This window comes from Bradyrhizobium sp. STM 3843, from assembly GCF_000239815.1.
In the GTDB taxonomy this organism is placed as follows: Bacteria; Pseudomonadota; Alphaproteobacteria; order Rhizobiales; family Xanthobacteraceae; genus Bradyrhizobium.
This window is the reverse complement of record NZ_CAFK01000101.1, coordinates 67600-74006: the sequence shown is the minus strand read 5'-3', so window position 1 is coordinate 74006 and position 6407 is coordinate 67600. Positions and strand designations below refer to the sequence as shown.

Below are 6407 nucleotides of genomic sequence, written 5' to 3'. Positions count from 1 at the left end.
TTGCTTACCGGTGCTGTCTCCGGGTGTCGCGCGATCTCCGGCCAGTCGGCGTCGAGCTGCACCACGACCGCGTCATGCGCCGGCAAACGGTCGACCAGCCGTTGCTGCGTCAGCAGCACCGGCGCCCTGGCATCATCCAGCATGTAGACCAGTCGCTCGGCCGGATAGCCGGGGTCGAGCGGCAGGTAGGTGCCGCCCGCCTTGAGGATGCCGAACAGCGCCACCACCATCTCGAGCGAACGCTCGGCCAAAACACCGATCACGACATCGGGGCCGACGCCCAGCTGCTGCAGCCGATGCGCCAGCTGGTTGGCACGGCGGTCCAGCTCGCCATAGCTGAGCGTTGCATCCTCGAAGCGCAGCGCGATCCGCTCCGGCGTCCGTGCCGCCTGGGCTGCGAACGGCTCATACAAAAGGCCTTGCGGGTACTTCACCGCGGTGGCGTTGAAGGCGGTCACCACCTGATGCCGCTCGTCCTCGCCAAGCGGTGACAGCGCCGACAGCGGCCGCGCCGGATCGGCGACGATCTCGCCCAGCAGCCGCGCAAAATGACCGGCAAGGCGCGCGATCGCGTCGCGATCAAAGCGGCCGGCGTCGTACATGATCTTCATCGTCGGCGCTTCGCCGATGGCGACCTGCAGCGCGAGTGGATAGTTGATGCGATTAACCGCGCGGATCATGTCCATGCGGATAGCCCGCTCTCCACCTCCTGCCGACATCTCGTCCGGGTAGTTCTCGAACACCACGATGCTCTCGAACAGCGGCGTTCCAGCTGGCACCTCGCTCCAGCGCTGCACCTCCGCAAGCGGGCTGTACTGATAGTCCGTCAGCTCAGTCTGCCGCGCCTGGATGCCACGCAACCAGTCTTCCGACCGCTCATTCGGTAGCGCGACACGCAATGGCAGCGTGTTGATGAAAAGCCCAACCGTGCGCTCCACCTCAGGCAGATCAGCCGGACGCCCCGATACCGTGACCCCGAACACGACATCACTGCTGTCGCTGTAACGACCGAGCAGCAGCGCCCACGCCCCCTGCACCACCGTGTTGATGGTCAGCCGATGACGGCGCGCGAAACTCTCCAATGCGTCGATGCCGACCGGCAGCTTCTTGTCATGCTCGGCGTATCGATCCTGGTCGGACGCCACGTGCGACACATGACCGAACCCCAGAGCTGTGGGTGCCTCAAAACCGGCGAGCCGGCGGTGCCAATAGGCTTCGGCTGCCTGCATATCCTGCCGCTGCAGCCAGGAGATGTAGTCACGGAATGGACGCACCGGCGTCAGCTGCGGCTGCTCACCCCGAGACAGCGCAGCATAGGCGGCGAAGACATCATTCAGAAGGATGGGGATCGACCAGCCATCGAAGAGAATGTGATGACAGCACCACAGCAGACGGTGATCTCGATTCCCAACCCGGACGACGGACAGGCGCATCAGCGGGGGACGCGCAAAATCGAAACTCCTGGTGTCTTCGATCTCCAGAGCCGCGAGCTGCGCCTCCTGCTCGACCGCAGAAAGGCTGTGCCAATCATGATAGGCGAACGGCAGCACCGCCGCGCGCAACACCACCTGCAGCGGTACAGCCAGATCCTGGCCGACAAAGGCTGAGCGCAGCACCGCGTGGCGCGCGATGACGGCTTCCCACGCGCTGCGGAATGCGTCTACATCAAGCTCGCCGACAAGACGGCAGCTCAGCGTCGTGACATAGGTCCGCGACTCCGGCTCATAGAGACTGTGGAACAGCATGCCTTGCTGCGTCGGCGTCAGCGGATAGACGTCTTCAACCAGCGTGTCTTCGCCGGCGGCGCGACGCACGCGCTCCAGATCGGCATTGGAGATGTCGCCGATCCGGAAGCCCGACCGGAGGTCAGCAGCTTCGCGCTGCGACGCCACTGCAACCTTATCGGGCGCAGCTGCAGGGTCCGGCGGCGCGGCCGCGGCGGCAAGCGCCGCAATGGTTTGGTGCTCGAAAATCTGTCGCGAAGTCAGCTTCAGTCCCGCGCGGTTGGCGCGAGCCACGACCTGGATGGATTGGATGGAGTCGCCGCCGAGCTCGAAGAAGTTGTCGTCCACGCCCACCTGATCGAGTTTCAGGATGTCGCACCAGATCGACGCCAGGATCTGCTCGCTCGGCGTGCGCGGCTCGACGAGCCAACCGATCTCGGGTCGACCTTCCGGCGCCGGCAGCGCGATGCGATCGATCTTGCCGGCCGGTGTGAGCGGCATGGCCTCGAGCGTCACGATCGCAGCCGGCACCATGTGATCCGGCAATCGGCGCTGCAGCGCGTGGCGCAGGCGCTGACCGAGCCGGTGAGGCAGCGCTGCCGCGCCGGGATCATTGGCGTAAGCGCGATCGGGGCGGCGCAGCGGCTGCGGCAGCTGGACCGGCACTGCGCTCCGGCTGCGGTCGACGAAGACAACATCGAAGCAACCATCCGGCGAAGCCGATGTCCAGCTCACACGCACATCATAGCCGTGCTGTTCACCGAGTGCCCAGAAGGCTTCGGGATCCTCACCAACCAGCATACGATCCGCCTCGACAGCCGATAGCGTGGCAAGCCTGGAACCAGGTTCGCGGGATTGCAGCCACTGCAGCTGGGCCAGGTGCTGCGCCAGACGCCGGTTCGGCACCCGCAGCAACGCGATGCTCGCGGGTCGTGGCCCGCCAAGCATGGCGGCAAGCTCGGCGAGCGAACTCGTCGTCCAGTCCATCGATTGCGCGGGCGGCTGCGGCATCTCGCCCCCGATATGCAGGATGACGTCGTAGCGATAACGGGTGAGCTCGTTATCGAATTGTCCGCGCTTGAGCAGGACCTCGACCGCCGAGATCCTCGGAATGTCATCTTGCAGCGCCAAGAAGAACGCCGGCTCGATCGCGAGCTCTGTCTCCCGCTTTGCCGCGTTCGCGACACGAGTCATGATCTCCTCGGCGCGGGAGCTTGCGCTCGCACGCGCGATCTGGATCGAGGCATGAAAAGCGGTCAATAGACCGAAATGTCTGATATCCCCGACGAAGATCCGGCCACCGCCGGTGACTAGGGACGAAGCACCGGCGAGCACCTCGCGCAGATAGTCCGCATCCGGAAAATATTGCGCGACCGAATTGATGATGACGGTGTCGACCGACGCCGGCACCATGTCCGACAGCGCGGTCGCCTCGCGCTGGGCCAGTTCGACATGAGCGAGCTCGGTCCGCTGTTTGGCCCACGCTCGCAAACTGCCGATTGCCGCAGCGGAAATATCGGTGCCGCGATAGACGCGACTGATCGGCGCCAGGTGCTGCAGCAGAAGGCCAACGCCGCAGCCGATTTCGAGGACGCAATCAGGCTGCAATGCTGCGATACGCTGCACAGTGGCCGTGAGCCACTCAGTCATCTCCGGCTCGGGAATCGGCGCACTGGTGTAGCTGTTGTTCCAGCCGACGAAGCTAGGCGCCTTTGCCTCTGGCGTTACGCCATAGGTCTCGTCGAACAACGTCTGCCACTGCGCGACGCTGTCGTTGCCGTCTGCCGTGTCCTGGTGCCGTCGCTCGGCTTTGAGCCGCTGAAGGTCGGGCACCACATAGGCGACGAGCCGCTTGTTGCCTGGCGCGTCCTCGCGCGCAATCACCGCGGCCTGCTTGACACAGGGCTCCGAGTGCAGGGCGGCTTCGATCTCGCCAAGCTCGATGCGGAAACCGCGCAGCTTGACCTGGTGATCGAGGCGTCCAAGAAAATCCAACTCGCCATCGGCGCGCCAACGCACGAGATCGCCCGTCCGGTACAAGCGTTCACCGGGAGAAGAAAATGGGTTCGGCACAAAGCGCTCGGCGGTCAGACCAGGCCGGAACAGATAGCCGCGCGCCAATCCAGCCCCGCCGATATAGAGCTCACCGGGCACGCCAACTGGAACTGGCTCGAGATGCGGGTCGAGCACATAAACGCGAGCGTTCGCCAGCGGACAGCCGATCGGCGGCGTCCGCTGGTCGCCCACACAGGGGAACACCGTGGTACAGACGCTCGCCTCTGTCGGTCCGTAAGCATTGAGTACGACGCGCTCGCCAAGCCAGGGCGCGATCAGTTCGCCGGTGCAGGCTTCACCGCCCACGAGCAGCGTCTTCAAATGCGGCAAGGCTTCCCGCTTCAGCGCTGCCAGCGCGGAAGGCGGAAGCAGAACGGTGCCGATCCGTTGCTGCCGCAGAAGCGCGGCCAATGGTTCGCCCGGCAGCATCTCGTGACGATCCGCGATCACCAGCGCGCCGCCGGTTCGCCAGGTCATCAGCAATTCCCAGACGGCTGCGTCGAAGCTGAGGGATGCAAACTGCAGGACCCGGCTTCCTGGTGCGATCTGCAACGGGGCAAGCTGCGCCTCGGCCAGATTCGCCGCGCCGGCATGCGGAATCATGACGCCCTTCGGCTGTCCGGTGGAACCCGAGGTATAGATCACATAGGCCAGATCGGCAGGGTCGACGACGACGGCCGGCGCATCGGTCGGCAGCCGCACAATATCGGGCCAGCTCTCGTCGAGACGCATGAGCTTGGCATGATCGGGCCGAATCCGATCGACCAGCGCGCTCTGCGTAAGCACCAGCGGTACCTGCGCATCGGCAATCATGTATGCAAGCCGCTCGGAGGGATAGTTGGGATCCAGCGGCAAATAGGCCGCGCCCGCTTTCAGGATGCCGAGCACCCCGATCACCACATCGAACGACCGTTCGAGGCAGAGTCCGACGATGCTGTTGGCGGCGACGCCAAGCTTGCGGAGATGGTGGGCCAGCTGATTGGTCCGGCGGTCGAGCTCGGCATAGCTCAACTCCTCGCCGCGGCAGATCAGCGCAGGCGCGTTCGGCGTCCGCCTCGCCTGGGCAGCGAACAGCTCGTGCAAAGTCGGGTAAACCGGCTGCGTCGCGGTCGTCGAATTCCAATCGACCAGAACCACTTGGCGTTCCGCGTCCGACAGCAACCGTAATTGCGATAGCCGTGCCTGCGGGTCGGCGACAGCACCCTTGAGCAACTGCATCAAGTGGGATGCGAACCGCCCCGCTGTCGAGGCATCAAACAGATCGGTCGCATAGACGAGCGACCCGACCAGCCGACCGTCCACCTCCGTCATCGCAAGCTCGATGTCGAACCTCGCCGCTATCTCCTCATCATCGAAGCGTTCGACCTCGAGGCCGGGAAGCGTCATCTGTTCGAGCGAGACGTCCTGCAATACGAAGACGGTCTGGAAGATCGGCTGCCGGCTGAGGTCACGCACCGGCTGCAGCGCGTCGACGACCTGCTCAAATGGAAGATCCTGATGGGCGTAGGCGCCGAGCGCGGTCTGCTTGACACGTTGCACCAGGGCTCGAAACGATGGATCATCCGCGAGATCGCTCCGCAGAGCCAACATGTTCACGAAGAATCCGATCAGCTGCTCGGTCTCGACGCCTGCACGTCCAGCGATCGGACTTCCTACAACGATGTCGTTTTGGCCGCTCCACCGCGCCAATAGCGCCTTGAAGCCCGCGAGCAGCAGCATGAACAGTGTCGCGCCTTCGCGCCGCGCCAATGCGGTCAGCGCGCTGGTGAGCTCGCGATCGATCACAAACCGATGCTTCGCGCCGCGGAAGCTTTGCGCGGCGGGGCGCGGCCGGTCGGTCGGCATGTCCAAGCCCGCCGGAGCGTCCGCGAGCCGCGTGCGCCAATAAGCGAGTTGCGGCTGCTGCGCGCGCGTCGCCACCCATTGTCGGTGCCAGACGGCATAGTCCGCGTAGTTAATCGGCAGCTCAGCCAGAGGCGAGCCATGGCCTGACGAATATGCGCCGTAAAGTGCTGCGAGCTCGCGGAACAGCACACCGACGGACCAGCCGTCAGAGATGATGTGGTGCATCGACAGCGCCAGGACGTGATCCTGCGCGTCGAGGCTCAACAGTGCGACGCGCAGAAGACGATCACGGGTGAGATCGAATGGCTCCTCCATCAGGCCGCGTGTTCGTTGCTTAGCTTGAGCATGCGCAACCGGCTCGGCAACAAGATCAATGCGCCAAGGCGGATCGATCTGCTGGCTGGCCGTACCGTCTCGCATCACGATGCGGGTACGGATGGCTTCGTGCCGCCGCACGATCTCGGTCAGGGCCGCCGATAGCGCAATGGGATCCAACGCACCCGTCAGACGGACCGTCAGACCGATGTGATAGGCCGGCCCTAGCCGGCCCAGGCGGTCCAGGAACCAGAGCCGCTCCTGCGCAAAGGAAAGAGGCAGCTGCAGCTCGCGCGAAACCGTCGGAATGCGGTTCGACAGATGCTCCAGACTATGCCTCACCTTTCGTCGCAACAACTCCTTTCTTCTATCTTTAGTTGTATTTGTTGACGTAGTCTCGGGAGAGATCTCGTGCGTCGACAAGTCCATTGGTCGTCTGCTCCTAAGCTCGGATACTCGACCTGACGC

1 protein-coding gene is annotated in these 6407 nt (G+C 64.3%); it reads right to left on the bottom strand.

Features of this window, described 5'->3' with window-relative positions; all coding sequences use genetic code 11:
- Nucleotides 1-6281 (bottom strand): non-ribosomal peptide synthetase (locus tag BRAS3843_RS38875; protein WP_050886432.1); only part of this gene is annotated, 6281 nt, incomplete at its 3' end.
- Nucleotides 6282-6407: the final 126 nt, after the last annotated feature.